The sequence below is a fragment of the Pseudomonas putida genome (assembly GCF_002741075.1).
GTDB lineage: Bacteria > Pseudomonadota > Gammaproteobacteria > Pseudomonadales > Pseudomonadaceae > Aquipseudomonas > Aquipseudomonas putida_T.
The window spans coordinates 4,918,529-4,944,788 of sequence record NZ_CP016634.1 but is presented as its reverse complement, the minus strand read 5'-3'; the positions used below and the strand labels follow the sequence as shown (position 1 = coordinate 4,944,788).

The 26,260-nt window shown below is 63.0% G+C and carries 26 protein-coding genes, 1 other RNA gene and 1 pseudogene; 19 read left to right on the top strand and 9 right to left on the bottom strand.

Annotated elements, in window-relative coordinates:
* Positions 1–11: 11 nt before the first annotated feature.
* On the top strand, positions 12–464 hold the full coding sequence (locus IEC33019_RS23080) for a YaiI/YqxD family protein (protein ID WP_070093675.1): 453 nt from the start codon (positions 12–14) through the stop codon (positions 462–464).
* Positions 465–517: 53 nt separating this feature from the next.
* Here the strand turns inward: IEC33019_RS23080 and elbB are convergent, their stop codons facing one another.
* Positions 518–1,183, bottom strand: coding sequence for an isoprenoid biosynthesis glyoxalase ElbB (gene elbB, locus IEC33019_RS23075; RefSeq protein WP_070093674.1), 666 nt, complete (start codon positions 1,181–1,183; stop codon positions 518–520).
* A gap of 112 nt (positions 1,184–1,295) precedes the next feature.
* Between elbB and IEC33019_RS27915 the strand changes: the two are divergent.
* Positions 1,296–1,922 (top strand): annotated as a pseudogene (locus tag IEC33019_RS27915) (sterol desaturase family protein); the annotation flags it as partial.
* A 501-nt stretch (positions 1,923–2,423) separates the two neighbouring features.
* On the opposite strand, the gene IEC33019_RS23065 reads toward IEC33019_RS27915, so the two are convergent.
* Entirely contained in the window at positions 2,424–3,068 is a 645-nt protein-coding gene (locus IEC33019_RS23065; protein WP_170831797.1) for a DedA family protein, read from the bottom strand.
* 429 nt (positions 3,069–3,497) lie between these two features.
* Between IEC33019_RS23065 and ppk1 the strand changes: the two genes are divergently transcribed.
* Positions 3,498–5,723: a polyphosphate kinase 1 gene (ppk1, locus tag IEC33019_RS23055; protein WP_070093671.1), complete on the top strand. Its 2,226-nt coding sequence runs from the start codon at positions 3,498–3,500 to the stop codon at positions 5,721–5,723.
* On the opposite strand, the gene ppx is transcribed toward ppk1, so the two are convergent.
* The gene (gene ppx, locus IEC33019_RS23050) at positions 5,710–7,212 is read right to left on the bottom strand and encodes an exopolyphosphatase (RefSeq protein WP_043212175.1); all 1,503 of its coding nucleotides are present in this window, start codon (positions 7,210–7,212) and stop codon (positions 5,710–5,712) included. The genes ppk1 and ppx overlap by 14 nt on opposite strands.
* Positions 7,213–7,459: 247 nt before the next feature.
* Between ppx and trxA the strand changes: the two genes are divergently transcribed.
* The 5 genes from trxA (at position 7,460) to IEC33019_RS23025 (ending at position 12,942) form a co-directional block, all read left to right on the top strand.
* Positions 7,460–7,786 carry a thioredoxin TrxA gene (gene trxA / locus IEC33019_RS23045; protein WP_070093670.1) on the top strand — a complete coding sequence of 109 codons (327 nt, stop codon included), beginning with the start codon at positions 7,460–7,462 and terminating at the stop codon, positions 7,784–7,786.
* 327 nt (positions 7,787–8,113) lie between these two features.
* The gene (gene rho / locus IEC33019_RS23040) at positions 8,114–9,373 is read left to right on the top strand and encodes a transcription termination factor Rho (protein WP_043212134.1); all 1,260 of its coding nucleotides are present in this window, start codon (positions 8,114–8,116) and stop codon (positions 9,371–9,373) included.
* A gap of 207 nt (positions 9,374–9,580) precedes the next feature.
* Positions 9,581–11,047 carry a 4-hydroxy-3-polyprenylbenzoate decarboxylase gene (gene ubiD, locus IEC33019_RS23035; RefSeq protein ID WP_070093669.1) on the top strand — a complete coding sequence of 489 codons (1,467 nt, stop codon included), beginning with the start codon at positions 9,581–9,583 and terminating at the stop codon, positions 11,045–11,047.
* Positions 11,047–12,015 (top strand): CDP-6-deoxy-delta-3,4-glucoseen reductase, encoded by a 969-nt coding sequence (locus IEC33019_RS23030; RefSeq protein WP_070093668.1) that lies wholly within the window; start codon positions 11,047–11,049, stop codon positions 12,013–12,015. The genes ubiD and IEC33019_RS23030 overlap by 1 nt, the downstream gene beginning before the upstream one ends.
* A gap of 276 nt (positions 12,016–12,291) precedes the next feature.
* Positions 12,292–12,942, top strand: a complete 651-nt coding sequence (locus tag IEC33019_RS23025; protein ID WP_070093699.1) for a gamma-glutamylcyclotransferase — start codon at positions 12,292–12,294, stop codon at positions 12,940–12,942.
* Positions 12,943–12,964: 22 nt separating this feature from the next.
* Here IEC33019_RS23025 and IEC33019_RS23020 read toward each other — a convergent pair whose 3' ends face one another.
* Positions 12,965–13,942: an NADPH:quinone oxidoreductase family protein gene (locus IEC33019_RS23020; protein ID WP_070093667.1), complete on the bottom strand. Its 978-nt coding sequence runs from the start codon at positions 13,940–13,942 to the stop codon at positions 12,965–12,967.
* 157 nt (positions 13,943–14,099) lie between these two features.
* Here IEC33019_RS23020 and IEC33019_RS23015 point away from each other — a divergent pair, with 157 nt between their 5' ends.
* Positions 14,100–14,504, top strand: coding sequence for a flagellar basal body-associated protein FliL (locus tag IEC33019_RS23015; protein ID WP_070093666.1), 405 nt, complete (start codon positions 14,100–14,102; stop codon positions 14,502–14,504).
* Positions 14,505–14,571: 67 nt separating this feature from the next.
* Here the strand turns inward: IEC33019_RS23015 and IEC33019_RS23010 are convergent, their stop codons facing one another.
* Positions 14,572–15,024 (bottom strand): EVE domain-containing protein, encoded by a 453-nt coding sequence (locus IEC33019_RS23010; protein WP_070093665.1) that lies wholly within the window; start codon positions 15,022–15,024, stop codon positions 14,572–14,574.
* 177 nt (positions 15,025–15,201) lie between these two features.
* On the opposite strand from IEC33019_RS23010, the gene IEC33019_RS27575 reads away from it, so the two are divergent.
* A complete protein-coding gene (locus IEC33019_RS27575) occupies positions 15,202–15,351 on the top strand; it encodes a hypothetical protein (RefSeq protein WP_170831796.1) in 150 nt (49 codons plus the stop codon).
* Between the two features lie 18 nt (positions 15,352–15,369).
* On the opposite strand, the gene IEC33019_RS23005 is transcribed toward IEC33019_RS27575, so the two are convergent.
* The 4 genes from IEC33019_RS23005 to IEC33019_RS22990 all read right to left on the bottom strand — a co-directional run bounded on the left by IEC33019_RS23005 (position 15,370) and on the right by IEC33019_RS22990 (position 16,779).
* The gene (locus IEC33019_RS23005) at positions 15,370–15,978 is read right to left on the bottom strand and encodes a 5-formyltetrahydrofolate cyclo-ligase (RefSeq protein WP_070093664.1); all 609 of its coding nucleotides are present in this window, start codon (positions 15,976–15,978) and stop codon (positions 15,370–15,372) included.
* Positions 15,979–16,058: 80 nt separating this feature from the next.
* Positions 16,059–16,238, bottom strand: a non-coding RNA gene (ssrS, locus tag IEC33019_RS23000) — 6S RNA.
* 17 nt (positions 16,239–16,255) lie between these two features.
* Positions 16,256–16,573: a cell division protein ZapA gene (locus IEC33019_RS22995; protein ID WP_043212146.1), complete on the bottom strand. Its 318-nt coding sequence runs from the start codon at positions 16,571–16,573 to the stop codon at positions 16,256–16,258.
* Positions 16,570–16,779, bottom strand: coding sequence for a TIGR02449 family protein (locus IEC33019_RS22990; protein WP_043212148.1), 210 nt, complete (start codon positions 16,777–16,779; stop codon positions 16,570–16,572). The genes IEC33019_RS22995 and IEC33019_RS22990 overlap by 4 nt, the downstream gene beginning before the upstream one ends.
* Before the next feature lie 153 nt (positions 16,780–16,932).
* Here IEC33019_RS22990 and IEC33019_RS22985 point away from each other — a divergent pair, with 153 nt between their 5' ends.
* The 9 genes from IEC33019_RS22985 to gcvH all read left to right on the top strand — a co-directional run bounded on the left by IEC33019_RS22985 (position 16,933) and on the right by gcvH (position 26,255).
* Positions 16,933–17,487: a YecA family protein gene (locus IEC33019_RS22985; RefSeq protein ID WP_070093663.1), complete on the top strand. Its 555-nt coding sequence runs from the start codon at positions 16,933–16,935 to the stop codon at positions 17,485–17,487.
* 19 nt (positions 17,488–17,506) lie between these two features.
* Positions 17,507–18,841, top strand: a complete 1,335-nt coding sequence (pepP, locus tag IEC33019_RS22980) for a Xaa-Pro aminopeptidase (RefSeq protein ID WP_070093662.1) — start codon at positions 17,507–17,509, stop codon at positions 18,839–18,841.
* Positions 18,838–20,037 carry a 2-octaprenyl-6-methoxyphenyl hydroxylase gene (gene ubiH, locus IEC33019_RS22975; protein ID WP_070093661.1) on the top strand — a complete coding sequence of 400 codons (1,200 nt, stop codon included), beginning with the start codon at positions 18,838–18,840 and terminating at the stop codon, positions 20,035–20,037. The genes pepP and ubiH overlap by 4 nt, the downstream gene beginning before the upstream one ends.
* Positions 20,034–20,516 (top strand): DUF4442 domain-containing protein, encoded by a 483-nt coding sequence (locus IEC33019_RS22970; protein ID WP_070093660.1) that lies wholly within the window; start codon positions 20,034–20,036, stop codon positions 20,514–20,516. The genes ubiH and IEC33019_RS22970 overlap by 4 nt, the downstream gene beginning before the upstream one ends.
* 9 nt (positions 20,517–20,525) lie before the next feature.
* The gene (locus IEC33019_RS22965) at positions 20,526–21,743 is read left to right on the top strand and encodes a 2-octaprenyl-3-methyl-6-methoxy-1,4-benzoquinol hydroxylase (RefSeq protein WP_172959816.1); all 1,218 of its coding nucleotides are present in this window, start codon (positions 20,526–20,528) and stop codon (positions 21,741–21,743) included.
* A 104-nt stretch (positions 21,744–21,847) separates the two neighbouring features.
* Entirely contained in the window at positions 21,848–22,849 is a 1,002-nt protein-coding gene (locus IEC33019_RS22960) for an extracellular solute-binding protein (protein ID WP_070093658.1), read from the top strand.
* Positions 22,850–22,992: 143 nt separating this feature from the next.
* Positions 22,993–24,615, top strand: coding sequence for an ABC transporter permease (locus IEC33019_RS22955; RefSeq protein WP_070093698.1), 1,623 nt, complete (start codon positions 22,993–22,995; stop codon positions 24,613–24,615).
* Between the two features lie 126 nt (positions 24,616–24,741).
* Positions 24,742–25,824, top strand: coding sequence for a glycine cleavage system aminomethyltransferase GcvT (gcvT, locus tag IEC33019_RS22950; protein WP_070093657.1), 1,083 nt, complete (start codon positions 24,742–24,744; stop codon positions 25,822–25,824).
* A gap of 47 nt (positions 25,825–25,871) precedes the next feature.
* On the top strand, positions 25,872–26,255 hold the full coding sequence (gene gcvH / locus IEC33019_RS22945; protein ID WP_070093656.1) for a glycine cleavage system protein GcvH: 384 nt from the start codon (positions 25,872–25,874) through the stop codon (positions 26,253–26,255).
* Positions 26,256–26,260: the final 5 nt, after the last annotated feature.

Below are 26,260 nucleotides of genomic sequence, written 5' to 3'. Positions count from 1 at the left end.
AAACACCTGCAATGCGTGTATGGATCGATGCCGACGCCTGCCCCAAGGCGGCCAAGGACCTGATCGTCAAGTTCGCCCTCAAGCGCAAGTTCGAGGTGGTGCTGGTGGCCGGCCAGGCCCAGATCAAGCCGGCGTTCGCCTGTGTGCGGCTGATCGTGGTCCCCAGCGGCATGGACGCGGCCGATGACTACCTGGTGGAAAACGCCGTGCCGGGGGAGCTGGTGATCTGCAGCGATGTACCGTTGGCCGACCGCCTGATCAAGAAGGGCGTGGCCGCTCTCGACCCCCGTGGGCGTGAGTTCGACGAGCGCAACATGGGCGAGCGCCTGGCGGTGCGCAACCTGTTCACCGAGCTGCGCGAGCAAGGGCAGGTCGGGGGAGGGCAGGCGCCTTATGGCGAGCGGGAGAAGCAGGCGTTCGCCAATGCCCTGGACCGGATTCTGACCCGGCTGTCGAAGGTGTGACGAAGGCCACTCTGTGGGAGCGAAGACAGTAGCTCCCACAGGGGTTGTATTGGTCAGTCGTTCTCGTGAGTCAGTTCCAGCACTCGGTCTACCAGCTTGTAGATACCGCTGGCCGCCTCGCTGATGGACGTGGCCAGCATGTAGGCTGGCGTGGTCACCAACTTGCGTTGGGTGTCCTCGACGATGTCGTGCACATCGCACTCTTCATGGGTGCCACCCATCTTCACCACCGCCGCACTGGTGTCGGCGTCGGTACCAATGGTGCAGACCACGCCTGGGCCATAGATTTTCGCCGCCAGTGCCGGGGAGATGCAGATCAGCCCCACCGGCTTGCCGGCCTCGGCGAAGGCTTCGGCCAGTGCCAGCACATCTGGATTGACGGTGCAATTGGCGCCTTCGACGGCAAAGTTGGACAGGTTCTTCGCTGCACCGAAGCCACCCGGGACGATCAGCGCATCGAAGTCTTCGGCCTTGGCCTCGCGGATGTCCTTGATCTGGCCGCGAGCGATGCGTGCGGACTCCACCAGCACGTTGCGCGACTCAGGCATGGGCTGGCCGGTGAGGTGATCGATCACGTGCATCTGGGCGATGTTCGGCGCGAAGCACTGCACCTGGGCGCCGCGCTGGTCGAGGCGCAGCAGCGTGATCACGCTTTCGTGGATCTCGGCGCCGTCGTAGACGCCACAGCCGGAAAGAATCACCGCAACTTTTTTCGTCATGCTCATTACTCCAGTGTCGAGGCGCTAAATGTCCTCTAGTTTGGCAGATGTCGCCATAGGGTTTCCCACACACGGGGCCTAATCTTTGGGATAACCCCGGAGATGCTTGTCCATGGACCTGATTCTGCTGGCCGTGCCGTTCTTTTTCGTACTGATTGCCGTGGAGCTGGTCGCCGACCGCGTGCGGGGTCAGCGCAACTATCGGTTGGCCGATGCGATCAACAGCCTGAGCACGGGCGTGCTGTCGACCAGCACAGGGCTGCTGACCAAAGGGGTAGGGCTGGTGAGCTATGCCCTGGCCTGGGAATACCTGGCATTCTCGCGCCTGCCGGGGGACGTCTGGTGGACCTGGCTGCTGGCCTTTGTGCTGTACGACCTGTGCTACTACTGGCTGCACCGCCTCGGGCATGAGCGCAACATTCTGTGGGCGGCCCATTCGGTGCATCACCAGAGCGAGGAGTACAACCTCACCACCGCGCTGCGCCAGACCAGCAGCGGTTTTATCTTTTCCTGGATCTTCTACCTGCCGCTGGCGCTGATCGGTGTGCCACCGCTGGTGTTCATCACCGTGGCATCGCTCAACCTGCTCTACCAGTTCTGGGTGCACACCCGGCACATTCCCAAGCTGGGCTGGCTCGAATGGGTGTTTATCACGCCGTCCAACCATCGCGTCCACCATGCGCAAAACCCTCTGTATTTGGATCGCAACTATGGGGGCGTGTTCATTCTCTGGGATCGTCTGTTCGGCACGTTCCAGGAAGAGGACGCGCGTGAGCCGGTGGTGTTCGGCGTGACCACACCCCTGGCCAGCTGGAACCCGCTGTGGGCCAATCTGCAGTTCTACGCCCAGCTCTGGGACGATGCCCGGCATACCCATTCGCTGTGGGACAAGCTGCGCATCTGGTTCATGCCTACGGGCTGGCGTCCGGCGGACGTCGCGGCACGTTATCCACAGGCCAAGCCGGACCTGGCGCGGTTTAGCAAGTTCGAGATTCCGTTGGGCCGAGGGCTACAGGTATACGTCGTGGCGCAGTTCGCGGTGTACGTCGCCCTGGGCAGCTACCTGATGCAAGTGGCTGGACAGGTGTCGGCTGCCGCGCTGGTACTGGGCTGGACGGTCATGGCGTTTGGTTTGTTCGTGCTGGGGGCCGCGCTTGAGAATCGACCCTGGGCCAGGCGCCTGGAGCTGGCGCGACTGGCATCGAATGCACCGGCACTGTACCTGGCCGGTGCTGTGGGTTTAGGGGCGGTCACGCCCTTGGTCTGGATCCTGCTCTTGGGATACAGCGTTGTCAGCCTCTGGGGCCTGACCCGCTGCAGCGGCCTTGCGCTCGGCACGCAGGGTACGGAAGCGGCGACGCAGCCAGAGCAGGCCGCCGAGCGTCAGCAGACCGCCGAGCACCCATAGTTCGTACTTCTTCACGTTGCCCAGCATGCCTTCGAGGATGGCGCCGAAATGGTAGGCGGCCGCCCCGAGGGCCAGGGCCCAGACCGCTGCGCCGATGCCGTTGAGCAGCAGGTAGCGCCGAGGTGGGTAGCCGGACAGGCCGATAGCCACGGGCATGACCGTGCGCAGGCCGTAGACGAAGCGAAAACTCAAGACCCAGATGTCGGGGTGGCGGCGGATGTGATCTAGCGCCCGGTCGCCCATCGCCTGCCAGCGCGGTTTGCGCGCCAGGATGGCCCGACCGTGACGGCGGCCCATGAAGTACCACAGCTGGTCGCCGGCATAACTGCCGAAGAAGGCCGTGAGCACCACCAGATTGATGTCCATGTATCCGCGGAACGCAAGGAAGCCCGCAAGAACCAGGATGGTCTCGCCTTCAAAAAACGTGCCGAGAAAAAGGGCAAAGTAGCCGAAATCCTGCAGGAATTGTTGAAGCATTTTCTGGGGTGCTGGCGAAATGAACGCGCAGCCTACCCCTTCGCGCGCATTCGGGAAAGTGTCCAAATGTGTCTCGACGTGAACATTTCCTACAGGGGGAGTAGCTTTGGCCTCTGGTCAAAGGCTTGCCCAATGCTGTCATCCCCGCGTCATAATGGCAGTTTATAACTGTCGCGCCAGCCCGCGTGCGCGGGCCCAGGAGTCTGCCGTGAGCGTTGCCCCGCCCATCCTCCTCCCTCTTTTCGCCAGGCTGCGCAGCGACCGTCGGGATGTGTTTTCCACCAGGAGCCTCACCCTCGATGTACCGCTGGAAGCCGCGCAAGACCGGCGCCGCTTCAAACGGACAGGCGCCGATGGCATCCTGACCTCTTTTAGCTGCCCGCGCCGCTCAATTGTCGAGAGGGCAGTCACGCCCTCCAGGAACGTCAGATGAACAATGAAGTGCTAACACCTGTCGCGATCAAGGATGCCCAGGCGGTTCCCGAAGAAATGGTGCAGACCCCACCGGACCTGGCGCCTGCAGCCGAGCCTGTGGTCGAAGTCGTCGCACCCGCGCCAGCCCCGGCGATCAGCATTCCGAGCCTGGACGACAGCAGCCTGTACATTCATCGCGAGCTGTCGCAGCTGCAATTCAATATCCGCGTGCTGGAGCAGGCGCTGGACGAATCCTACCCACTGCTCGAGCGCCTGAAGTTCCTGCTGATCTTCTCCAGCAACCTGGACGAGTTCTTCGAGATCCGTGTGGCGGGCCTGAAGAAGCAGATCACCTTCGCCCGCGAGCAAGCCGGTGCGGACGGCCTGCAGCCGCACCAGGCGCTGGCGCGCATCAGCGAGCTGGTTCACGGCGAGGTAGAACGCCAGTACGCGATCCTCAACGACGTGCTTTTGCCGGAGCTGGAAAAACACCAGATCCGCTTCATTCGCCGCCGCCACTGGACGACCAAGCTCAAGACCTGGGTGCGTCGCTACTTCCGCGACGAAATCGCCCCGATCATCACCCCGATCGGCCTGGACCCGACCCACCCATTCCCTCTGCTGGTCAACAAGAGCCTGAACTTCATCGTCGAACTCGAGGGTGTCGATGCCTTCGGCCGCGATTCAGGCCTGGCCATCATCCCGGCGCCGCGCCTGTTGCCGCGGGTGATCCGTGTGCCGGAAGACGTCGGTGGCCCGGGGGATAACTTCGTATTCCTGTCCTCGATGATCCATGCGCATGCCGATGACCTGTTCCAGGGCATGAAGGTCAAGGGCTGCTACCAGTTCCGCCTGACCCGTAACGCTGATCTGGCGCTGGACTCCGAGGATGTCGAAGACCTGGCGCGGGCCCTGCGCGGCGAGCTGTTCTCGCGCCGCTACGGTGACGCCGTGCGCCTGGAAGTGGCCGACAATTGCCCCAAACACCTGTCGGACTACCTGCTCAAGCAGTTCAGCCTGAGCGAGAGCGAGCTGTATCAGGTCAATGGCCCGGTCAACCTGACCCGGTTGTTCAGCATCACCGGTCTGGACAGCCACCCTGAGCTGCAATACACCCCGTTCACCCCGGCGATTCCGAAGATCCTGCAGAACGCCGACAACATCTTCAGTGTGATCGGCAAGCAGGACGTGCTGCTGATGCACCCGTTCGAGTCCTTCACGCCGGTGGTCGATCTGCTGCGCCAGGCCGCCAAGGACCCGCACGTGCTCGCCGTGCGCCAGACCCTCTACCGCAGCGGCGCCAACTCCGAAATCGTCGACGCACTGGTGGACGCGGCGCGTAACGGCAAGGAGGTCACGGCGGTGATCGAGTTGCGTGCGCGCTTCGACGAAGAGTCCAACTTGCAGATGGCCAGCCGCCTGCAGGCGGCGGGCGCAGTGGTGATCTATGGTGTGGTCGGCTTCAAGACCCACGCCAAGATGATGTTGATTCTGCGTCGCGAGCAGGGCGAGATCGTGCGCTACGCCCACCTGGGCACAGGCAACTACCACGCCGGTAACGCGCGCCTGTACACCGACTACAGCCTGCTGACGTCCGACGATGCGCTCACCGAGGACGTCGGCAAGCTGTTCAGCCAGCTGATTGGCATGGGCAAGACGCTGCGCATGAAGAAGCTGCTGCACGCGCCGTTCACCCTGAAGAAGGGCATGCTCGACATGATTGCCCGGGAGACCCAGTTCGCCCTGGAAGGCAAACCCGCGCACATCATCGCCAAGTTCAACTCGCTGACCGACGCCAAGGTCATCAAGGCCTTGTACAAAGCCAGCCAGTCGGGCGTGCGGATTGACCTGGTTGTGCGTGGCATGTGCTGCCTGCGCCCAGGTATTCCGGGGGTTTCGCACAATATCCAGGTGCGCTCGATCATCGGCCGCTTCCTGGAGCACACGCGGGTGTTCTACTTCCTCAATGGCGGCGAGGAGCAGATGTTCCTGTCTAGCGCCGACTGGATGGAGCGCAACCTCGACAAGCGCGTTGAGACGTGCTTCCCGGTGGAGGGCAAGAAACTGGTGCTGCGGGTCAAGAAGGAACTCGAGGGCTACCTCACCGACAACACCCACGCGTGGATCCTGCAATCGGACGGCCGCTACGTGCGCAGCACGCCGACTGGCAACCAGAACCCGCGCAATGCCCAGGCTGCCCTGCTCGAGCGCCTGAGCAATCCGGTCCTCAACGTACGCTGAGGATGAAGTTGACCCGGGCCAGCCACTGCGCCTCGTTGGCGAAGTCGGCCTGGGTCAGCTGGTTTTCTTCCAGCCAGCCCTGAGGGAACACCACCTCCAGGTTGTCCTCGCCCGCCTTGAGCTCCACCTTCGGCATCTGCTGAGTGCCACGAATGTGGTGGAACAGGATGGCGAAGCGCAGCAGCACGCACAGACGAATCAACTGCACGCCTTCGTCGCCGAACTCCGCGAACTTGTCCTTGGGAATATTGCGGCGGTGGCCGCGAACCAGCAGGGCCAGCATCTGCTGGTCCTCGCGGGAGAAGCCGGCCAGGTCGGAGTGTTCGATCAGGTAGGCGCCGTGCTTGTGGTAGTGGTAGTGGGCGATGTCCAACCCCACTTCGTGCACTTTCGCCGCCCAGCTCAGCAGATCCCGCCAGTTGCCCTCTTCCAGGCCCCAGGCCTTGGCCACTTGGTCGAAGGCGTGCAGCGCCTTGCGTTCGACCCGAGCCGCCTGGCCCTGGTCGACGTGGTAGCGCTCCATCAGCGAGTTGAGGGTGCGCTCGCGCACGTCCTCGTGGTGGTGACGGCCCAGCAGGTCGTACAGCACGCCCTCGCGCAAGGCACCGTCACAGTGGTCCATGCGTTGCAGCTCCAGGGCGTCGAAGATCGCTTCGAGAATCGCCAGGCCTGCCGGGAAGATCGCCCGACGGTCCGGCTTGACGCCTTCGAAGTCGATCTTGTCGACCTCGCCGAGCTTGAACAGCTTGCGTTTGAGCGCCGCGAGGCCTTCGGCGTTGACTTCGCCGCTGCCCATGCCGTTGGCTTTGATTGCCGCACCGATGGCACGGATGGTGCCGGACGAGCCGATGGCTTCATCCCAGGTCAGACGGTGCAGGGCGTTTTCGATGCTCATCAGCTCCAGACGCGCGGCGGTATAAGCCTGGGCATAGCGTGCCGGGGTGATCTTGCCATCGCGGAAATAGCGCTGGGTGAAGCTGACGCAGCCCATCTGCAGACTCTCGCGCAGCAACGGCTCGAAGCGCTGGCCGATGATGAATTCGGTGCTGCCGCCGCCAATGTCGGCGACCAGGCGCTTACCCGGGGTGTCGGCCAGCGTGTGGGAAACACCCAGGTAGATCAGGCGCGCTTCCTCGCGGCCGGAGATGACCTCGACCGGATGGCCGAGGATGGCTTCGGCGCGTAGGATGAATTCGTTGCGGTTGCGTGCTTCACGCAGGGCGTTGGTGCCGACGATGCGCACGGCGCCCTGGGGCATGCCGTTGATCAGTTGGGAGAAGCGCTTGAGGCATTCGAGGCCCCGCTGCATGGCTTCCTCGCTCAGCTGACGTTCCTCGCTGATGCCGGCGGCCAATTGCACCTTTTCCCCGAGCCGCTCGAGAATGCGGATTTCACTGTGGTGGGCTTTGGCCACGACCATGTGAAAACTGTTGGAGCCAAGGTCGATGGCGGCGATCAGAGACAGGTTCTTCGCGGTGGTATGCGGCATGATCTCGATGTTCTCGGTCGATAACCCGGCAATCCTGCCATGATCCTTGGCTTGCGCCAACGCATGACAATAGTCGGGATTGATGCAGGGCAATGTGCCACTCGATGCTATGACAGTTATGTGACAGTTTCGATTCGTGGCGTCTTGCACAACTATAGTTACACTCAATCGTGCGCGACTTCCTGTAGGACGTAGGTGCGGCTATGATGGGCAACGTTTTTTATTGCTTACGACCTTGGAGATTTCCATGAGCGACAAAATCAAACACGTCACCGACGCCAGCTTCGATGCCGACGTACTGCAGGCTCAAGGCCCGGTGCTGGTCGACTACTGGGCTGAATGGTGCGGCCCATGCAAGATGATCGCTCCGGTCCTGGACGACATCGCGGCTACCTACGAAGGCAAGCTGACCGTCGCCAAGCTGAACATCGACGAAAACCAGGAAACCCCTGCCAAGCACGGCGTGCGTGGTATCCCGACCCTGATGCTGTTCAAGAACGGCAACGTCGAGGCGACCAAGGTCGGCGCCCTGTCCAAGTCCCAGCTGGCCGCGTTCCTCGACGCCAACCTGTGATGCGAAAAGGCCCCGCTGATGCGGGGCTTTTTTTTGTCCCCAAGGACTTGCGGGAACGGGTTCACCTGCGAATCTACGGGTGATCCTACGGCCGCCTTCGGGGGGAAACCTGCGTGCGCAGGGCACGATTTACCGAGTCAAAACCCCTAGACGTCGAAAAAAGCAAGTGTTACATTCGGCCTCGCACTGTTCTCCAGTGCCCTCTGCACGCCGTCGCCGAAGCATCCCTAATTCGAATCAGTACGCGATCCTGTCGCCATCTAGCGGCGCGGCCTCATTAAGCCAACGCTTAATTCTCCCTTCTTACATGATTACGTCACTCCCCTTATGAACCTGACTGAACTCAAGCAAAAGCCGATTACCGATCTTTTGGAAATGGCCGAACAGATGGGCATCGAAAACATGGCCCGTTCGCGCAAACAGGACGTGATTTTCGCCCTGCTGAAGAAGCATGCGAAAAGCGGCGAAGAGATCTCGGGTGACGGCGTGCTGGAGATTCTCCAGGATGGTTTCGGTTTCCTGCGTTCGGCGGATGCCTCCTACCTGGCCGGCCCTGACGATATCTACGTCTCGCCCAGCCAGATCCGTCGCTTCAACCTGCGCACCGGTGACACCATCGTCGGCAAGATCCGTCCGCCGAAGGAAGGGGAGCGTTACTTCGCCCTGCTGAAAGTCGACACCATCAACTTCGACCGTCCGGAAAACGCGAAGAACAAGATCCTGTTCGAGAACCTGACGCCGCTGTTCCCGAACGAGCGCCTCAAGATGGAAGCCGGTAACGGCTCCACCGAAGACCTTACCGGTCGAGTCATCGACCTGTGCGCTCCGATCGGTAAAGGCCAGCGCGGCCTGATCGTCGCTCCGCCGAAAGCGGGCAAGACCATCATGCTGCAGAACATCGCGGCCAACATCACCCGTAACAACCCCGAGTGCCACCTGATCGTCCTGCTGATCGACGAGCGCCCGGAAGAAGTGACCGAAATGCAGCGCACCGTGCGCGGCGAAGTGGTCGCCTCGACTTTCGACGAACCGCCGACCCGTCACGTGCAGGTCGCCGAGATGGTCATCGAAAAGGCCAAGCGCCTGGTCGAGCACAAGAAGGACGTGGTCATCCTGCTCGACTCCATCACCCGTCTGGCGCGTGCCTACAACACCGTGATCCCGAGCTCCGGCAAGGTCCTGACCGGTGGTGTCGACGCCCACGCCCTGGAAAAGCCAAAGCGTTTCTTCGGTGCTGCCCGTAACATCGAGGAAGGCGGCTCGCTGACCATCATCGCCACCGCGCTGGTCGAAACCGGCTCGAAGATGGATGAAGTGATCTACGAAGAGTTCAAGGGCACCGGCAACATGGAGCTGCCGCTGGACCGCCGCATCGCCGAGAAGCGTGTGTTCCCGGCCATCAACATCAACAAGTCCGGTACCCGTCGCGAAGAGCTGCTGACCGCCGATGACGAGCTGCAGCGCATGTGGATCCTGCGCAAGCTGCTGCACCCGATGGACGAAGTCGCCGCCATCGAGTTCCTGGTCGACAAGCTCAAGCAAACCAAGACCAACGATGAGTTCTTCCTGTCGATGAAGCGTAAGTAAGTCTTCGCGACGGGTAGTGAATGGGGCTGCTGCGCAGCCCATCGCGGGACAAGCCCGCGCCTACAGAGGTCAACGTGATCCTTGTAGGCGCGGGCTTGTCCCGCGATGGGACGCGAAGCGGCCCCAAGTCATTTTTGCCCCCAACAAAGCCTTGAACGGCGCTACACTCTGCAACCCCGACCGATACGGCCAACACGAGGCTCCTGCATGCAGTATCGCGACTTGCGCGACTTCATCCGCGGCCTGGAACAGCGCGGTGAACTCAAGCGCATCCAGGTTCCGATCTCCCCCATCCTGGAAATGACCGAAGTCTGCGACCGCACCCTGCGCGCCAAGGGCCCGGCGCTGCTGTTCGAAAAGCCCACCGGCTTCGACATGCCTGTGCTGGGCAACTTGTTCGGGACGCCGGAGCGCGTGGCCATGGGCATGGGCGCCGAATCGGTCGATGAGCTGCGTGAAATCGGCAAGCTGCTGGCCTTCCTCAAGGAGCCCGAACCGCCGAAAGGCCTCAAGGACGCTTGGTCCAAGCTGCCGATCTTCAAGAAAGTCGTGTCCATGGCGCCCAAGGTGGTCAAGGACGCGGTGTGCCAAGAGGTCGTGGTCGAAGGCGAAGATGTCGACCTCACCCAACTGCCGATCCAGCATTGCTGGCCGGGCGATGTGGCCCCGCTGATCACCTGGGGCCTGACCGTCACTCGCGGCCCCAACAAGGATCGCCAGAACCTCGGCATCTACCGTCAACAGCTGATCGGCCGCAACAAGGTCATCATGCGTTGGCTGAGCCACCGTGGCGGCGCCCTGGACTACCGTGAATGGTGCGAGAAGCACCCCGGTCAGCCATTCCCCGTGGCTGTCGCCCTGGGCGCGGATCCGGCGACCATCCTCGGCGCCGTGACGCCCGTGCCGGACACCCTTTCCGAATACGCCTTCGCAGGACTTCTGCGCGGCAACCGTACCGAGCTGGTCAAATGCCGTGGCAGCGACCTTCAGGTGCCGGCCACCGCCGAGATCATTCTCGAAGGGGTCATCCACCCAGGCGAAATGGCGCCGGAAGGGCCATACGGCGATCACACTGGCTACTACAACGAGGTGGACAGCTTCCCGGTCTTCACCGTCGAGCGCATCACCCATCGGCAAAAACCGATCTACCACAGCACCTACACCGGTCGTCCGCCGGATGAGCCGGCGATCCTGGGCGTGGCGCTGAATGAAGTGTTCGTGCCGATCCTGCAGAAGCAGTTCCCCGAGATCGTCGATTTCTATCTGCCGCCGGAAGGCTGCTCGTACCGCATGGCGGTGGTGACCATGAAAAAGCAGTATCCGGGGCACGCCAAGCGCGTGATGCTGGGTGTGTGGTCGTTCCTGCGACAGTTCATGTACACCAAGTTCGTTATTGTCACCGACGACGACATCAACGCCCGCGACTGGAACGACGTGATCTGGGCCATCACCACGCGCATGGACCCCAAGCGTGATACGGTGATGATCGACAACACGCCGATCGACTACCTCGACTTCGCGTCGCCGGTATCGGGCCTGGGGTCGAAGATGGGCCTGGACGCCACGCACAAGTGGCCGGGCGAGACTACACGCGAATGGGGACGTGCCATCGTCAAGGACGAGGCCGTCACCCGCCGTATCGATGAGCTGTGGGATCAGTTGGGAATAGATTGATGCAGGTAACGTTGCAGCCGTCCGGAGCGGTACTGGCCGTCGAGCCCGGAGAACGGATTCTGGATGCGGCCCGACGTCTGGGTTATGACTGCCCCAACAGCTGTCGCAACGGCAATTGCCACGTCTGCGCCGCGCTGCTGGTGGAAGGGCGGGTGCGTCAGGAGGGTGAGGTTCGCGATCATGGCGAGCTGTTCACCTGCATCGCCGAGCCGCTGGAGGACTGCGTGGTGCTCTGGGATGGTGTGCTGGCCCTGGGTGAATTGCCGGTGCGCAAGCTGGCTTGCACCTTGAGTGAGTGCGTCGAGGTCGGTGGCGACGTCTGGCGCGTGCGCCTGCGCGCGCCTGCGGGCAAGCCGCCGCGCTATCACGCCGGGCAGTACCTGATGATCGAGCGGGAAGGGGCCGACAAGGCGGCTTTCTCCTTGGCATCGGCCCCCCATGGCGGACGTGACCTGGAGCTGCATGTGCTGGTACGGGAGAACAGCGCGCGACAACTGATCAGCCAACTGCAGCGCGATGGCGTGGCCCGTATCGAGTTGCCGTTCGGTGACGCGCACCTGGCCGAATTGCCGGACGGGCCGCTGGTGCTGATCGCTGCTGGTACCGGCATGGGCCAGATGCACAGCCTGATCGAGCATTGCCGTGCCCAGGGCTTCAAGCACCCGGTTCACCTGTATTGGGGCGTGCGTCGGCCTGAGGACTTCTACCAGATAGAGCACTGGTCCGAGTGGGCGCATTTGCCGAACCTGTTCCTGCACAAGGTGGTGAGTGATCTGTGCGGTTGGGAAGGGCGCTGCGGGTTGTTGCATGAAGCGGTTTGCGAAGACATCGCAGACCTGAATCAAGTCCACGTCTACGCCAGCGGCTCGCCCAACATGGTTTATGCCACCCTGGATGCGCTGGTCGAGGCTGGCATGGACGCGCATCGCATGCGTGCCGATGTTTTCGCCTACGCACCGCGGGCCTGAAACAGCACGGCTCACCGCAAGGGTGGGCCGTTTTTAATAACAGAAGTGTGTCGCCCGTATTATAAGGCGCACATTGTTGCCTCCGTGGTTAATAACTTTCACTATACTCGGAACAATACCTGTCGGTTATCTGCAAAGGCAGATGAATACTGGGCTCACGCAAGAATTTTGGCTTGAACTCAAGACACTTTCTGCCGTACGGTAATTCCAGCGAGGCGTCACGACTTTTACAGTGACAGCCTTCGGTAGTTTACGGGGAATAATGGCGGCAGCATGATGTCGACACTTGAAAGTTCGTCGTGGCAGGTGACATATCCTCCTTCGCTGGATTTCGGTCAGCAGTTGACCGATGAGCAGTTGCATCACTCCATGAAATTGACCATGTCGCGCCATGAAGGTGGGCCGGTGTGGCTGTTCGCCTATGGCTCACTGATCTGGCGACCAGAATGCAATTCGGTGGAGCGCCAGCGGGCGCGGGTGCACGGATACCACAGGGGCCTGTATCTGTGGTCCCACGAGCACCGTGGGACGCCCGATTGCCCGGGGCTTGTGTTCGGCTTGGACCGGGGAGGCTCGTGCAGTGGTTTTGCCTACCGCCTGGACGAGCGCAACCTGGATGACTCGCTGATGGCCCTGTGGCAACGCGAGATGCCATACCCGGCCTATCGGCCGCACTGGCTCAATTGCCGGTTGAGCGACGGCAATAAGGTGCAGGCCCTGGGCTTTGTGCTGGAGCGGCATCTGCCGTGCTATGCCGGCAACCTGCCGGATTCCTTGCTCAGCCAGATCCTGGCCAGTGCCAGGGGGCGTTATGGCAGTACGCGGGACTACGTCGAGCAGACACTTAACGCCTTGCGCAGTCATCAGATGCCTGATCGCAATCTGGAAGCACGGTTCCGCAGGTGCCATAACCTGTGTGAGGTGTAGGGAAAGCCGGTGGTGTAATCTTTTATCGGGTTAGCACCACCAACTTGCCCACGGCTTTTCGCTGCGCCAACTGCTCGATGGCCACTCCAGCCTCTGCCAGCGCGTAGGTCTGCGACACCAGTGGCTTGAGCGTGCCCTCGGCATGCCAGGCAAACAGCTGGCGGAAGTTGGCAGCGTTGTCCTCGGGCTGGCGCTGAGCGAAAGCACCCCAGAACACGCCCAGCACCGCGGCGCCCTTGAGCAGTGCCAGGTTCACGGACAACTGCGGGATGGTCCCGCTGGCAAAGCCCACCACCAGCAGTCGGCCGTTCCAGGCCAAACCGCGTACGGCCTGCTCGAACAGTTCGCCACCCACCGGGTCGTAGACCACATCCACGCCCTGGCCGCCGGTCAGGCGCTTGATTTCATCCTTCAAACTGTCCTGGCCGTAGTCGATCAGCTCGTCGGCGCCGGCGGCCCTGGCGACGGCGAGCTTCTCGGCGCTGCTGGCCGCGGCGATCACCCGGGCGCCCATGGCCTTGCCGATCTCCACTGCGGCCAACCCCACACCGCCGGACGCGCCGAGCACCAACAGGGTTTCGCCGGCCTTGAGCTGGCCCCGCTGGCGCAGGGCATGCATCGAGGTGCCATAGGTCATGCCGAACGCTGCGGCGGTGGCGAAGTCCATCGATGCGGGAATCGGCAGTACGTTGTAGAAGGGCACGGCGACCTGCTCGGCGAAGGCGCCCCAGCCGGTCAGCGCCATGACCCGGTCGCCGACTGTGAAGGCGCCGGCCTTCTCGCCGACCGCTGCCACCACCCCCGCCGCTTCGCCACCAGGTGAGAACGGTAGCGGTGGCTGGAACTGGTACTTGCCTTCGATGATCAAGGTGTCGGGAAAATTGACCCCCGCGGCCTGAACGTCCAGCAGGATCTCGTTCTTTTTCGGTACCGGGCTTGCGACTTCCTCCAGCACCAGGTTTTGCGCAGGGCCAAGGGTTTTGCACAACACTGCTTTCATCAGGGCTATTCCTTTGCGTGCGTTGGCCGATAAGTGTAGGAGCGGCGCAGGTCGGGTCAACGAGCATGCCTCACCCTTATGGGGCGGCATAAGCCCGGGCTTGGGTTTGAGCGATGTGCTGGGTAAGCTGGCGCCAACTGTATTGAGGAGCGAATTCGTGAAAGCGTGGATCTTGATGATGCTGGCCTTGCTGTTGCCGGCGGCGGCCCTGGCCGAAGAATCCAAGGAAGGAGAGCCCAAGGTGTCCTACATCAGCCTTAGCCCACCTTTCGTCGGCAACTATGCCCTCGACGGCAGCCCTAAGTTGCGGGTGTACAAGGCCGACGTGGCCTTGCGCGTCACCGGTGATGCCGCCGCCGCTGCGGTCAAGCACCATGAGCCGCTGATTCGCAACCAGCTGGTGGCACTGTTCACCCAGCAGGGCGTGGAAAACATGAGCAATGTCGAGGCCAAGGAAAAACTGCGCCAAGAAGCGCTCAAGCAGGTTCAGCAGGTGATGGAGGCCGAGGAAGGCAAGCCCATCGTCGAGGATTTGCTGTTCAATAACCTGATCGTGCAGTGACTTTGCAAAAGGTGATGTTTCGCCGGTAGACCCCCGAAGGGCCGCCGCGCGGCCCTCTGGATGGTTGTCAGGCAGCCAGCGCTAAAATCGCTGCCCATTGCTCGGCAGTGACCGGCATCACCGACAACCGACTGCCTTTTTGCACCAGCGCCAGCTCATCGAGCGTGGCCTGCTGTTTGAGCATCCCGAGGCCCAGCACCTGGCGGAAGGTCGTCACATGAGCCACGTCCACGGCGCTCCAGGGGTTTTTCTCGGCATTGGCCTTCGCGTCGTAATAGGGGCTCTCGGGGTCTAATGCGGTCGGGTCGGGATAGGCTGCGGCGGTAATGCGGGCGATGCCGGCAATGCCCGGCTGCGGGCAACTGGAGTGATAGAAGAAGAACTCGTCGCCCACGCTCATGGCCCGCAGGAAATTACGCGCCTGATAGTTGCGCACCCCATCCCAGCGTGCCTGTCCGAGGCCTGCCAGGGCTTCGATGGAGAGTTCGTCGGGCTCGGATTTCATCAGCCAATAGGCCATGGGTGAGGCTCCTGAAAAAGTTTGAAATAACATGACGCATTTAACCGACAGTCGGTTGGCGTCAACGTTTGCGTGTCGACTCAGGTTGTCGGAAAATGCGCCGATTTTAAGCTTGACGCTCCGGCAGCACCAAGAAGGTTGCCGAGCCTGACTGTTTGCCTAGGGGGGCAATCATCAATGAACCAACGCAAACCGGACCTGCTCTGGATCCTGGTCTTTATCTTTGGCCTGGGTGTCGTCACCACCGGTTATGCGCAGAATTTCCTTGAGCGCAAGGTGGACGCTGCCTACCAGATGCCGGTCGATCCCGCCCAGCCGCAGCGCTGATCTGGCCTCAGGCGCCGCTCAAGCCGGCGCCAGGTACCAGGCACGGTCCGAGACCGTCCCCTTGAGCGGAACATCCCAACTGGCCTGAGCCAACCGCTCCACCTTCTGGCACTCATGGGCCAATCCCAGCAGCAGCGGTTTTTTCCATGCCTTGCGGCGTGCCTGGTAGGCCAGGCTGCGGTCATAGAAACCGCCACCCATGCCCAGGCGCCCCCCCACTTCGTCGAACCCCACCAGGGGCAGCAGGATCAGGTCCAATGACCAGATCGGCCGCTGGCGTTTGCGTTCGACCACAGGTTCAGGGATGCGGAAGCGGTTGGGGCGTAGCTTCTCGCCGCGCTCGAAACGCTGGAACACCATGCGCGTACGCGGCCAGGCATGCAGCACCGGCAGATAGATGCGCTTGCCGCGTCGCTGGGCCTCGCGCAGCAACAGGCGCGGATCGATCTCGCCATCATTGGGTAGGTACAAGGCAATGTGCCGGGCACGGCGGAACAACGGATGCTGGGCCAACTGGCGGTATAGGCCGAGGGAGGCTTGACGTTGTTGGGCGGGTGTCAGTGCGCGACGGGCATTGCGCAGCAGGCGGCGTAGTTGAGGGCGGGTGAGCGGCGCGGTGTCGGTCATGGCACAGGCGTTCCCAGATGTGCCGGCCGCCTTAGCGACCGGAGATTTGCCCACCAGGGCTGGCGGACAAGAAAGAATTCAGGCTCCCCGATAAGACCGCTATCGGTGTAGCCCTTGAACCCGAAAGTTCAAGGTGGAGATTGCAGGGGGCGTTAAGGCTTTCCGTCGGGCGGACATGCACACCGGCCCCAGCGTGCAACCCCCGTGGTTGTGCGTATCGGCTCAGGGACATAACCGACTGGCGCATCCCCCAGGGAGTGGCGCCAGTATACCAATCTCAGCCGATTTTGGTATCCGCGTCGTCGGACAACGCTTGGTCGACCCGCTCCAGCAGGTCTCGCACTTGCTCACGTGTGGTGCCGCTTGCGGCGACATCCGGACGCTCCTGGCGGTGCAGCAGCTCGTGGGTGATGTTCAGGGCTGCCATGACCGCGATGCGATCCGCGCCGATCACCTTGCCGCTGCTGCGGATCTCGCGCATCTTGCCATCCAGGTAGCGTGCGGCGCTGACCAGGTTGTTGCGTTCTTCCGGCGGGCAGATGATCGAATATTCCTTGTCGAGGATCTGGACGGTGACGCTATTGCTTGAACTCATGAGTCTTGCTCCAGGGCCTTGAGGCGTAAAATCATCGACTCGACCTTGCGCCTTGCGATCTCGTTCTTTTCGATGAGGTGGGCGCGCTCCTCGCGCCAGGATTTTTCCTGCGCTAGTAGGAGTGCATTTTGCCGTTTTAGTTGCTCGACACGCTCGATCAGCAACTCGAATCGGCTCATCAGTGCTTGCAGGTCGTTCTCTGGCATGGGTTGCACTCGATTCGCTCCCTCGTTGACTGCCTGGCGATCATGCCTCTTCCGGGGGCGGTACAGCCAGTGCGGATGGTCTTGGCGCGCCTGCCGGTGCTAGGATACAAGGTCTTCATTCTAGTCATTGCGCCGCCTGGCGCCTAGCTGCCCATGCCCAATACCCAATCGCCCTACACCGCCTTCGCCACGCTGCTTTCCAGCAATGGCCATCCTGTCTCCCCGGCCGAACTGCACGGCCTGCTGATCGGTCGCAGCTGCGCCGGTGCGGGCTTCGACGCCGATTCCTGGCTGGCCGACGCCGCCGGTGCGCTGGAGAACGAGCCTGTGGACGCCGTGCGCGCCGCATTGCTCGGCCTGCAGGAAATGGTCAAGGCCGAACTCACTGGCGAGGACATCGCCATCGTCCTGCTGCTGCCGGGCGACGACGCCCCGCTGACCGAACGCGCCACCGCCCTGGGCCAATGGTGCCAGGGCTTCATCACAGGTTTCGGCCTCAATGCCGGTGGCAAGGAGCTTTCCGAGGAAGCCAAGGAAGTCCTGCAGGACCTGGTGGCCATTTCCCAGGTCCAGGACGCACTCGAAGAGTCCGAGGACGGCGAGAGCGACTACATGGAGGTCATGGAGTACCTGCGCGTCGCCCCGCTGCTGCTGTACACCGAGCTGGCCAAACCCGCCGCGCCCGCACCCAAGCCATCGCTGCACTGATACCCCGGGGGTCCTGCCCATGAGCCATATTCCGAAGGCCGAATATGCCCGTCGGCGCAAGGCGCTGATGGCGCAGATGGTCCCCAACAGCATCGCCATCCTGCCGGCGGCCGCGGTTGCCATCCGCAACCGCGACGTCGAGCACGTGTACCGCCAGGACAGCGACTTCCAGTACCTGAGCGGCTTCCCCGAGCCTGAGGCGGTCATCGCCCTGATCCCCGGCCGTGAGCATGGCGAGTACGTGCTGTTCTGCCGCGAGCGCAATCCTGAACGCGAGCTGTGGGATGGCCTACGTGCCGGTCAGGAAGGGGCAATCCGCGACTATGGCGCCGACGACGCCTTCCCCATCACCGATATCGACGAAATCCTGCCCGGCCTGATCGAAGGTCGCGACCGGGTCTATACCGCCATGGGCAGCAATCCTGAGTTCGATCGCCGGCTGATGGAGTGGATCAACGTGATCCGCTCCAAGGCGCGGCTTGGCGCCCAGCCTCCGAACGAATTCGTTGCCCTGGATCACCTGCTGCACGACATGCGTCTGTATAAATCGGCGGCGGAAGTGAAGGTAATGCGCACCGCTGCGAAGATTTCCGCGCAGGCTCATGTACGGGCCATGCAGGCGTGCCGGGCCGGGTTGCACGAATACAGCCTGGAAGCCGAGCTGGACTACGTGTTCCGCAAGGGCGGCGCGAAGATGCCTGCCTATGGCTCGATCGTCGCGGCAGGGCGCAATGCCTGCATCCTGCACTACCAGCAGAACGACGCCCCGCTCAAGGATGGCGACCTGGTGCTGATCGACGCCGGCTGCGAAATCGACTGCTACGCCAGCGACATCACCCGTACCTTCCCGGTCAGCGGGCGTTTCTCGCCGGAGCAGAAGGCCATCTACGAGCTGGTGCTCAAGGCCCAGGCCGCCGCTTTCGCCGAGATCGCCCCGGGCAAGCACTGGAACCACGCCCATGAGGCGACCGTGCGGGTCATCACCGAAGGGCTGGTGGAGCTGGGGCTGCTCAAGGGTGATGTGCAGGCGCTGATCGACAGCGAGGCCCACCGCGCGTTCTACATGCACCGCGCCGGACACTGGCTGGGCATGGATGTGCACGATGTGGGTGACTACAAGGTGGGGGGGCAGTGGCGCGTGCTCGAGCCGGGCATGGCGCTGACCGTCGAGCCGGGCATCTACATTGCTGCCGACAACCAGAACGTCGCGAAGAAATGGCGCGGCATCGGTGTAAGGATCGAGGACGACGTGGTGGTGACCAAGCAAGGCTGTGAGATTCTGACCTCCGATGTACCGCGTACGGTCTCCGAGATCGAGGCATTGATGGCTGATGCTCGCAAGGACGCGGCATGAACCGGGTCAATCTGGCGATCATCGGGGGTGGACTGGTTGGCGCCAGCCTGGCTTTGGCGCTGCAGGCCGGTGCCAAGGCGCGGGGCTGGAAGATCATGCTGATCGAACCCTTTGCCCCGGGACACAGCTTCCAGCCCAGCTATGATGCCCGCTCCTCGGCATTGTCCTATGGCACGCGGCAAATTTATGAGCACCTAGGCCTGTGGCAGGTGATCAGCCAACGCGCTGAGCCGATCAGTCAGATCCAGGTCTCCGACCGAGGCCGCTTCGGCGCGACCCGCCTGGATGCGATCGAGGAGGGCGTGCCGGCGCTCGGCTATGTCGTGGAGAACGCCTGGCTTGGCCAGTGCCTGTGGCAGAGCCTGGATGCCGATGTGGTGAGCTGGCGCTGCCCGGCCGAGGTCAAGACCATGCAGGCCATCGGCGGCGGCTACCGCCTGCTGTTGGACGACGACACCAGCCTTGAGTGCGACCTTGCGGTGCTCGCCGACGGTGGCCGCTCGGGCTTGCGCGAACAGTTGGGCATTCATGTCCGCCGTACCCCTTATGAGCAAAGCGCACTGATCGCCAACATCACCCCGGGTGAAGCCCACCGCGGCCAGGCCTTCGAGCGTTTCACCGAGCAGGGACCGATGGCCTTGCTGCCGCTGCCGGAGAACCGTTGTGCGCTGGTCTGGACCCGGCAGGGGATGGACGCCCAGCGTCTGGCCGAGATCGACGAGCGCAGCTTCCTGCGTGAACTGCAGGGCGTGTTCGGCTACCGCCTGGGCGCCCTGCGCCAGGTGGGGGGGCGCCATCTGTATCCGCTTGCGTTGATCGAAGCCCAGGAGCAGGTGCGCCCGCATCTGGTGGTGTTGGGTAACGCGGCCCACAGCCTGCATCCGATCGCAGGGCAGGGCTTCAACCTGTCGCTGCGTGACGTGCAGTCGCTGGCCGAGGCCTTGCTGGCCGGGCCGCAGCCGCTTGGTGATCTGGCCACGTTGCAGGCCTACCATCAGCGCCAGCAGTTGGACCAGGCCATGACCATTGGCTTCTCCGATCAGGTCACCCGTTTGTTCGGCAGCAGCCAGCCCTTGCTGGCGGCCAGTCGTAACCTCGGGCTGCTCGGCCTGGACCTGCTGCCGCCGGCCAAGCGCTGGTTTGCCCGTCAGGCCATGGGGCTGGGCACACGTCCCGATCCGCGAGGCCGCGCATGAGCGATTCGCGCAGGCTCGCCCGCAAGGCCCGCATGCTGCGGTGGTTGCTCAACCTTTACCCGCCCTACGTGGGCGCCGGTATCCGCGTGCAGCACATCAGCCCGGACATGCGCAGCATCCGGGTGCGCATGAAGCTCACCCGCTGGAACCGCAACTATGTCGGCACCCAGTTCGGCGGCAGTCTCTATTCGATGGTCGATCCTTTCTACATGTTGTTGCTGATCGAGCGCCTCGGGCGTGAGTACATCGTCTGGGACAAGGCCGCCAGCATCGACTTCATCGCACCCGGCAAAGGCCCGGTGTTCGCCGAGTTCCATGTCGATGACGCGTTGTTGGAGGACATTCGCCAGCAGACCGCCAGCGGCAAGAAGTACCTGCCTCGTTTGCAGGTCGATATCCGCGACGGTGCCGGCGAGCTGGTGGCGCGGGTCGATAAAACCCTTTATGTGCGGCTCAAGCCGCAAGCGAGGCAGGCGTAAGGCATGGAAATGCGCGCAGATCTATTGATTGTCGGTGCCGGTATGGTCGGCAGCGCCCTGGCGTTGGCCTTGCGCCACAGCGGCCTGGAAATTCTTCTGCTCGATGGCAGCCCGCTGTCGGTCAGACCCTTCGATGCCCAGGGGGCGTTCGAGCCCAGGGTCAGTGCCCTGTCGGCGGCCAGCCAGCGCATCCTCGAGCGCCTGGGCGCCTGGGAGGGCATCGCCGCGCGGCGTGTTTCGCCATACTCGGACGTGCACGTCTGGGATGGCAGCGGTACGGGGCAGATCCACTTCTCGGCAGCCAGCGTGCATGCCCAGGTGCTCGGCCATATCGTCGAAAACCGGGTAGTGCAGGATGGTCTGCTGGAGCGCCTGCACGACAGTGACGTCGGCCTGCTGCCCAATGCTCGCCTGGAGCAGATGCGCCGCTCCGGCGATGAATGGCTACTGACTCTGGCCGATGGCCGGACCCTGCGTGCGCCGCTGGTGGTGGCCGCCGATGGCGCCAACTCCGCGGTACGCAAGCTGACCGGTTGTGCGACCCGTGAGTGGGATTACCTGCACCACGCCATCGTCACCAGCGTGCGCTGCAGCGAGGCGCACCGGGCCACGGCCTGGCAGCGCTTCACCGACGAAGGGCCGCTGGCATTCCTGCCGCTGTCGCAGGATGACGAGCAGGCCTGGTGCTCGATCGTCTGGTCGACCACGCCTGAGCAGGCCGAGAAGCTCATGGCCCTGGACGATCCAGCCTTCTGCGAGGCGCTCGGCCGTGCCTTCGAGGGGCGCCTAGGTGAAGTGTTGAGTGCCGACCCGCGGGTTTGCGTGCCGCTGCGCCAGCGCCATGCCAAGCGTTATGTGGACGAGGGGCTGGCGCTGATCGGGGATGCCGCACACACCATCCACCCGCTCGCCGGGCAGGGCGTGAATCTGGGCTTTCTGGATGCCGCCGTGCTGGCCGAGGAGCTGGAGCGTGCCTGTGAGCGTGGTGAACGGCTGGCCGATGTGAAGGTGTTGAGCCGCTTCGAGCGTCGACGCATGCCGCATAACCTGGCGTTGATGGCGGCGATGGAGGGCTTCGAGCGCTTGTTCCAGGCTAATCCACTGCCGTTGCGCTGGTTGCGCAACAGCGGGCTGAAGCTGGTGGAGCAGATGCCTGAGGCCAAGGCGTTGTTCGTGCGTCAGGCGCTGGGGTTGTCCGGGGATCTACCGGAGTTGGCCAAGGCCTGAGGGCACATCACGACCCTGGCAACATTCGGTAACGTCTGCACAGGTGAGGTGGAAAATGGGATTCACTACCATTTGCACCTTTCAACTCAGCGAGGAAGACCCCGATGTTGCCACGCAAGCCCCTATTGGCCGCCCTGGCCCTGACCCTGTTTGGCGGTACCGCCCAGGCGGCGGATGAAGTGGTGGTGTACTCCTCGCGCATCGACGAGTTGATCAAGCCGGTATTCGATGCCTACACCGCCAAGACCGGCGTCAAGATCAAGTTCATCACCGACAAGGAAGCCCCGCTGATGCAGCGCATCAAGGCCGAGGGTGAGAACGGCGTGGCGGACCTGCTACTCACCGTCGATGCCGGCAACCTCTGGCAGGCTGAGCAGATGGGCATCCTGCAACCGATCAAGTCGGACGTCATCGACCAGAACATCCCTTCCCAGTACCGCGCCTCGTCCCACGACTGGACAGGCCTGAGCCTGCGCGCGCGTACCATTGCCTATTCCACCGAACGGGTCAAACCCCACGAACTGACCACCTACGAAGCCCTGGCCGAGAAGCAATGGGAAGGCCGTCTGTGCCTGCGCACGGCCAAGAAGGTCTACAACCAGTCGCTCACTGCCACCCTGATCGAGAACCACGGTGAGGCCAAGACCGAGGAGATCATCAAGGGTTGGGTCAACAACCTGTCCACCGATGTGTTCTCCGACGACACTGCCGTGCTCCAGGCCATCGAGGCCGGCCAGTGTGATGTGGGCATCGTCAACACTTACTATTACGGTCGCCTGCACAAGGAAAAGCCCAACCTGCCGGTCAAGCTGTTCTGGCCCAACCAGGGTGACCGTGGCGTGCACGTCAACCTGTCGGGCATCGGCCTGACCAAGCACGCGCCGCACCCGGAGGCGGCGAAGAAGCTGGTCGAATGGATGACTGGCGTCGAGGCGCAGAAGCTGTTCGCCGATATCAACCAGGAGTTCCCGGCCAACCCGAAGGTCAAGCCTTCCGACGAAGTCGCGGCCTGGGGTAGTTTCAAGGCCGACAGCATCCCGGTGGAAGTGGCCGGCAAGCGCCAGGCCGAAGCCATTCGCTTGATGGACCGGGCTGGCTGGAACTAAGCCCCAGACTTTATCCTTCAGGGCCTGCAAGGCCCTTTCGCGGGTGAACCCGCTCCCACAGGAACACCGCTGCGAACCCTGTGGGGGCGGGTTTACCCGCGAATGACCGCGCAGCGGTCGCCATCAGCACAGAGACGTTCGCCTTGCCCCACACCCCCCAACGCCGCTGGTACCTCCCGGTCTTTCTTGTCGCCGCCTTGGTGCTGTTGCCCCTGAGCGTCCTGGTGCTGTCCTGGCAGTCGGTCGACATGCAGATCTGGTCGCACCTGCTCGACACCCAGATGAGCCGCTTGCTGGGCAACACGCTCACGCTGGTGCTGGGGGTGGGGGCGGGCGTGACGTTACTGGGCGTGAGCCTGGCCTGGCTGACCAGCCTTTGCCAGTTTCCCGGTAGGCGCTGGCTGGACTGGGCGCTGATGCTGCCCTTCGCCATCCCGGCCTACGTGCTGGCATTCGTCTTCGTCGGCCTGCTCGATTTCGCCGGCCCCGTGCAAACGGCCCTGCGCGAGGTGTTCGGTCCTCTGCGACTACCACGGGTACGTTCTACTGGCGGTGTGATCACCGTGCTGGTGCTGGTGTTCTACCCCTATGTCTACCTGCTGGCGCGTAGCGCCTTCCTGGCCCAGGGCAAGGGGTTGATGGAGGCGGCGCGCGTGCTTGGACTGTCGCCGCTGCAGGCGTTCTGGCGTGTGGCGCTGCCCATGGCCCGGCCCGCCATCGGTGCGGGCATCGCCTTGGCTCTCATGGAGACCCTGGCGGATTTCGGCGCTGTTGCGGTGTTCAACTTCGATACCTTCACCACGGCTATCTACAAGACCTGGTATGGCTTCTTCAGCCTTTCCAGTGCGGCGCAACTGGCCAGCCTGTTGCTGCTGGTGGTGATACTGGTGCTGTACGGCGAGCGCCGGGCCCGCGGCGCGACCCGCCATGGCAACGAGCGGCCGCGAGGGCAGGCGCTCTATCACCTGCACGGCGTCAAGGCGCTGGCCGCTACCGCGTGGTGCCTGCTGGTGTTCGCCTGTGCCTTCGTCATCCCGTTGCTGCAATTGCTGGTGTGGTTCTGGCAGCGGGGCCGGCATGACTTGGACGAGCGGTACATCGGCCTCGTCCTGCACACCCTCTACCTGGGTGCCATGGCCGCCTTGATCACGGTCAGCGTGGCCTTGCTGCTGGCCTTTGCGCGGCGCCAGTCGCCCACAGGCGCCATTCGCGCCGGGGTGGGGTTGGCCAACCTGGGCTATGCCCTGCCGGGTTCGGTGCTGGCCGTGTCGATCATGCTTGCCTTCAGCTATCTGGACAACCAGTGGGTAGTACCCCTGTCCCGGTGGATGGGTGGCGCCGGAAAACCCTTGTTGCTGGGCAGCCTCTCGGCTTTGCTGCTGGCCTATCTGGTGCGCTTCATGGCCGTGGCCTATGGCCCGTTGGAAAGCAGCCTGGAGCGCATCAGGCCGTCACTGCCGGAGGCTTCGCGCAGTCTTGGGGTCGGAGGCGTGAGATTGTTTTTCAAGGTGTATCTCCCGTTGCTGGTGCCAGGGGCCCTGAGTGCGGCGCTGCTGGTATTCGTCGATGTGCTCAAGGAGATGCCGGCGACGCTGCTGATGCGACCGTTCGGCTGGGACACCCTCGCCGTCAGGGTGTTCGAGATGACCAGCGAAGGGGAATGGGCACGTGCGTCGCTGCCAGCGCTGACGCTGGTGCTGGTCGGCCTGTTGCCAGTCATCGGGCTGATCCGCCGCTCAGCCCGGCGACCTGGGCATCATCACTGAGGGTGCCAGGCTTCGCCCTTGCGGCTACAATGCGCGGCATTCGCTGCGGCGGGTCCTGAACAAGATCAGGTGACGAATCAACGTCGCCGATCGCCGCTGCCTCGCCACGCCCGGAAGGAGAAACCCATGGGACAGCGTACGCCTCTGTATGACCTGCACCTGGCGCTCGGCGCCAAGATGGTCGATTTCGGTGGTTGGGACATGCCCCTGCACTACGGTTCGCAAGTCGAGGAGCACCATCAGGTGCGCAGTGACTGCGGCGTCTTCGATGTATCCCACATGACTGTCATTGACGTTGCCGGTGACCAAGCCACGCCCTGGCTGCAGCGTTTGCTGGCCAACGATGTGGCCCGTCTGGGCAGTCCTGGCAAGGCGCTTTACAGCCCACTGCTTGCCGCTGACGGTGGCGTCCTCGACGACCTGATCGCCTACCGCACCGAAATCGGCTATCGCCTGGTGGCCAACGCCGCCACCCGCGACAAGGTCCTGACCTGGCTTCAGGCGCAGAGTGCCGGCTTTGCCATCAATTTCGTCGAGCGCTCCGAGCTTGCCATCCTCGCCATCCAGGGCCCGCATGCCCGCGAAAAAGTCGCCCAACTGCTCAGTGCCTCGCGCGCCGCGCTGGTCCGCGAACTGCGCCCCTTCGAAGGCGTCGCCGAAGGTGACTGGTTCATCGCCCGGACTGGCTATACCGGCGAGGACGGCCTGGAGATCATCTTCCCCGGCCAGCAGGCCCCCGCTTTCTTCAACGACCTCGTCGGTGCTGGCATCGCCCCCAGCGGCCTCGGTGCGCGCGACACGTTGCGCCTGGAAGCCGGCATGAACCTCTACGGCCAGGACATCGACGAAAGCCATACGCCGCTGACCTCCAACCTGGGCTGGAGCATTGCCTGGGAACCGGCCGAGCGCGACTTCATCGGCCGTTCGGGCCTGCTCGCGGAAATCGAGCAGGGCGTGCAGGAGAAACTGGTCGGCCTGGTGCTGGAGGAGCGTGGCGTACTGCGTGCCCATCAGGTGGTGCGGGTAGCCGGGATTGGCGAAGGGGAGATCACCAGTGGTAGTTTCTCGCCTACGCTGAGCAAATCCATCGCCTTGGCGCGTGTGCCCATGGCCACGGGTGAGCGTGCCGAGGTGGAGATTCGTGGCAAGTGGTATCCGGTGCGGGTGGTCAAACCGACCTTCGTGCGCCATGGAAAGATTCTGATCTGAACAATTACCGGCGGGCTGACCGCTGAGCCAATCGAGGAATACAACAGATGAGCAATATCCCCGCCGAACTGCGTTTTGCCGAAAGCCACGAGTGGGCGCGCCTGGAAGCAGACGGCAGCGTGACCGTCGGTATCAGCGATCATGCCCAGCAAGCCTTGGGTGATGTGGTGTTCGTCGAACTGGCAGAAGTGGGCAAGGTGTTTGCCGCAGGCGACGCCGCGGGTGTGGTCGAGTCGGTCAAGGCCGCTTCGGACATCTACGCCCCTGTGGCCGGTGAAGTCATCGCGGTCAACGAAGCGCTGGCCGACAGCCCTGAGCAGCTCAATGAAGAACCCTACGACGCCTGGATCTTCAAGCTCAAGCCAAGCAACCCGGCCGACCTGGAAAAGCTGCTCGACGCTGCTGGCTACCAGGCGGCCATCGGCGAATAAGTCTT

Coding starts and splice junctions, on each gene's coding strand:
- IEC33019_RS23080 (WP_070093675.1), top strand. CDS start 12: ATGCGTGTATGGATCGATGCCGACGCCTGCCCCAAGGCGGCCAAGGAC.
- elbB (WP_070093674.1), bottom strand. CDS start 1,183: ATGACGAAAAAAGTTGCGGTGATTCTTTCCGGCTGTGGCGTCTACGAC.
- IEC33019_RS23065 (WP_170831797.1), bottom strand. CDS start 3,068: ATGCTTCAACAATTCCTGCAGGATTTCGGCTACTTTGCCCTTTTTCTC.
- ppk1 (WP_070093671.1), top strand. CDS start 3,498: ATGAACAATGAAGTGCTAACACCTGTCGCGATCAAGGATGCCCAGGCG.
- ppx (WP_043212175.1), bottom strand. CDS start 7,212: ATGCCGCATACCACCGCGAAGAACCTGTCTCTGATCGCCGCCATCGAC.
- trxA (WP_070093670.1), top strand. CDS start 7,460: ATGAGCGACAAAATCAAACACGTCACCGACGCCAGCTTCGATGCCGAC.
- rho (WP_043212134.1), top strand. CDS start 8,114: ATGAACCTGACTGAACTCAAGCAAAAGCCGATTACCGATCTTTTGGAA.
- ubiD (WP_070093669.1), top strand. CDS start 9,581: ATGCAGTATCGCGACTTGCGCGACTTCATCCGCGGCCTGGAACAGCGC.
- IEC33019_RS23030 (WP_070093668.1), top strand. CDS start 11,047: ATGCAGGTAACGTTGCAGCCGTCCGGAGCGGTACTGGCCGTCGAGCCC.
- IEC33019_RS23025 (WP_070093699.1), top strand. CDS start 12,292: ATGTCGACACTTGAAAGTTCGTCGTGGCAGGTGACATATCCTCCTTCG.
- IEC33019_RS23020 (WP_070093667.1), bottom strand. CDS start 13,942: ATGAAAGCAGTGTTGTGCAAAACCCTTGGCCCTGCGCAAAACCTGGTG.
- IEC33019_RS23010 (WP_070093665.1), bottom strand. CDS start 15,024: ATGGCCTATTGGCTGATGAAATCCGAGCCCGACGAACTCTCCATCGAA.
- IEC33019_RS27575 (WP_170831796.1), top strand. CDS start 15,202: ATGAACCAACGCAAACCGGACCTGCTCTGGATCCTGGTCTTTATCTTT.
- IEC33019_RS23005 (WP_070093664.1), bottom strand. CDS start 15,978: ATGACCGACACCGCGCCGCTCACCCGCCCTCAACTACGCCGCCTGCTG.
- IEC33019_RS22995 (WP_043212146.1), bottom strand. CDS start 16,573: ATGAGTTCAAGCAATAGCGTCACCGTCCAGATCCTCGACAAGGAATAT.
- IEC33019_RS22990 (WP_043212148.1), bottom strand. CDS start 16,779: ATGCCAGAGAACGACCTGCAAGCACTGATGAGCCGATTCGAGTTGCTG.
- IEC33019_RS22985 (WP_070093663.1), top strand. CDS start 16,933: ATGCCCAATACCCAATCGCCCTACACCGCCTTCGCCACGCTGCTTTCC.
- pepP (WP_070093662.1), top strand. CDS start 17,507: ATGAGCCATATTCCGAAGGCCGAATATGCCCGTCGGCGCAAGGCGCTG.
- ubiH (WP_070093661.1), top strand. CDS start 18,838: ATGAACCGGGTCAATCTGGCGATCATCGGGGGTGGACTGGTTGGCGCC.
- IEC33019_RS22970 (WP_070093660.1), top strand. CDS start 20,034: ATGAGCGATTCGCGCAGGCTCGCCCGCAAGGCCCGCATGCTGCGGTGG.
- IEC33019_RS22965 (WP_172959816.1), top strand. CDS start 20,526: ATGCGCGCAGATCTATTGATTGTCGGTGCCGGTATGGTCGGCAGCGCC.
- IEC33019_RS22960 (WP_070093658.1), top strand. CDS start 21,848: ATGTTGCCACGCAAGCCCCTATTGGCCGCCCTGGCCCTGACCCTGTTT.
- gcvT (WP_070093657.1), top strand. CDS start 24,742: ATGGGACAGCGTACGCCTCTGTATGACCTGCACCTGGCGCTCGGCGCC.
- gcvH (WP_070093656.1), top strand. CDS start 25,872: ATGAGCAATATCCCCGCCGAACTGCGTTTTGCCGAAAGCCACGAGTGG.